The following is a 2,438-nucleotide window of genomic DNA, read 5'->3' on the forward strand; positions in this document are numbered from 1 at the left end:
CGGATTGAGTTCGGGGCACCTTGGAGGCAGCGGCATGAGCGTGATGTTTGGTGGCACGACCAGTTCGGCTGAGCCGTGCCATGCCGCCTGATCGAGGATGACCACGGCGTGCGCGCCAGGCGCAACATGGAAGGCGATCTCGTCGAGATGCATGCTCATCGCCTCGCTGTTGCACCTTGGCATGACGATGCCGGCAGCCTTGCCTTCAGCGGGGCAGATCGCCCCGAAGATCCATGCCGAGGCCCGCCGCTGATCCTTTGGCGCCGAGGGGCGCGTGCCGCGCTTCGCCCAGCGCCGGGTGAGTTTGGTCTGCTGGCCAATGCGCGCTTCGTCTTTACATGAGGGTTCGGATGTCAAGGCTAGGGCGGCATGGTTGCTGGTCCTTTGAATATCGGACATTTTCATCGTCTTCTGAGCGAGTTTGGGGCGGCACTGGGCGGCAGCCGTGGCTGCGTAACCTTACATGCGGTCGGGTTCGGCTTGGAACCCGTAACCATAATGCCTCATGCACGAGGCAAGGCCCCGATCGAACACGACCAACCTGCCACGCGGCAGTGTTTGGCTTGACCATTGACGAAGACGGTCGTGCTCCTCACGTCGCTGCAGATTGCCGACGACGATTCTTATGCTGCTCTGAGCGTACTGCCCGCTGGGATTTCCCCCGTCTCGGTAAAGCGCCAGAGGGCGATCAACAATTTTCGGGCCATTGCAACAATCGCGATCCGGCGTGTTCGACCCTGAAGTTGACCGACGCGCTGACGAAACCAAGCGGAAAGCTCGCTTTCAGGCTGATAACGTAGCCAAAGCCATGCCAACTGAACCATCGTCTTTCGTGCTCGCGCATTTCCGGCGCGGCCGATACGCCTATCTCGGTCCATGTCGCCACTTTGATGGGGCATGGGGGCTAAACCAACATAGCTTGCAAGCTGCTTTCGATTACTGAACGGGCGGTAGAAAACTTCACGCGCCAGAACGGCAGCGAAATTGTCCCCAACTCCGTAGATGCTCCGCAAAGCAGTCACCTTGGATGTTACCGCATCATCGGGAGAAGTGGCAATGATCTCAGCTCGTTCCGCGTCAACCTCTCGGATCAGATCGAGAATCAGGCCAAGCCGCCGCCGCAGCCGGTTGATCTCTGCGGCGAGGCGAGGCGGTAACGGGCGCCCATCGCCAGTCTTGAGCGCAGCAAGGTCCCGCTCCCAGTTGCGCAACGAAGGCCGGGCGCGGATGCCTTGGGTCGCAAGAAGCGCCAGTATTCGGTTCTCTAGCCGAGTCCGGTCCTGCACGAGACATTCCCGCTCACGGTGGGCACGTTTGCCGTCCTCCTCTTCAGGCGTAGGCACCCGAACCATGCTACAAACCTCGCTGTCCCCAGCAAGATATGCAGCAAGCACCCGCAAGAGCCCTTCGGCATCGAGGCGATCGGTTTTTGCCCGCTTCGCCCTCCGGTTTACGAGAATGCTGCTCGGTTCCACGACATAGGTCGGAATGCTTTTTGCAGTCAGAAAACGATGAAGCCAGAACCCATCTCGGCCTGCCTCAAAACAACAAGCCATTGGAGATGGATTTCCTGATATCGCCATCTGGCGTGATCGAAGTGCCTCGACCAGGGCCAGCAGCGCGGCAGTATCGCCAGCCGTGACGCGGTGCATATGACTCTTCTGAGCGCCCGGCATCCGTGTCCCGACAAGCCAAAGGGAGTTACTGAGTTCGAGAGCCACGAGAATGGTATCACTGGTGAATGACATGATTTCGCTCCTTCAGTTGATGCGTCATCATAGCATCTGCCACCAGAGCTCTACCGGCGTTCCGCTCGGGAGCCTGCGTTTGATTTGCGCCAGACGGGCAGCGAACTTTTTTTAAAAATGTCGATATCTTCAGGCTTTTGGCCACGGTGACGTGGGCGCGCCGACAGCTTGCGGTAGCCCAGAGCGCGAAGCTCGCGGCTCAGCGACTGTTTGGAAATCGACAGGCCGAACTCGTCCCAGACCCATTGCGCCAAGTCGATCAGTCGCCAGCGAACCACACCGTGCGCCGCCGGGATCGGACCGGCCTCCACCTGTTCAGCCAGCGCCCGCCGCTGAGCATCATTCAGGATAGAGCGCTTCCCAGGGGCCTTGCGCGGCTTGAGACCCTCAGGGCCTTCCGCATTGAAGCGGATCACCCAGTCGCGCACAATTTGAAGCGTCACACCGCCGACCTTCGCTGCCTCGGTGCGGCTTGCGCCATCAAGAACAACAGCCAGCGCCAACAATCGCCGAACCTGGTCTGCATTCCGGCAACCCCGCGCAAGCCTGCGCAAATCCTCCGATGAATAGTCGTCTCGAACCTTGATCGCCAATGCCATCGCAAGCCTCTCCTGCTTGCAAACACCGAATCAGAAAATCAGCCCGATGGGAATCCCTTGCGTGAGTCAGACCCAGCAGGATCTGGTATTA

Annotated in this window: 3 protein-coding genes; all 3 read right to left on the reverse strand. The window is 59.6% G+C overall.

Going from position 1 to position 2,438, the window contains the following annotated elements:
- The coding region (locus ACEW8G_RS00810; RefSeq protein WP_373486553.1) for an IS630 family transposase at positions 1–405 on the reverse strand (405 nt) is incomplete at its 3' end.
- A 218-nt stretch (positions 406–623) separates the two neighbouring features.
- Positions 624–1,748, reverse strand: coding sequence for an IS110 family transposase (locus tag ACEW8G_RS00815; protein ID WP_373486554.1), 1,125 nt, complete (start codon positions 1,746–1,748; stop codon positions 624–626).
- A gap of 50 nt (positions 1,749–1,798) precedes the next feature.
- Positions 1,799–2,347, reverse strand: a complete 549-nt coding sequence (locus tag ACEW8G_RS00820; RefSeq protein WP_373486555.1) for a transposase — start codon at positions 2,345–2,347, stop codon at positions 1,799–1,801.
- Positions 2,348–2,438: the final 91 nt, after the last annotated feature.

This window comes from Blastomonas sp., assembly GCF_041747255.1.
In the GTDB taxonomy this organism is placed as follows: domain Bacteria; phylum Pseudomonadota; class Alphaproteobacteria; order Sphingomonadales; family Sphingomonadaceae; genus Blastomonas.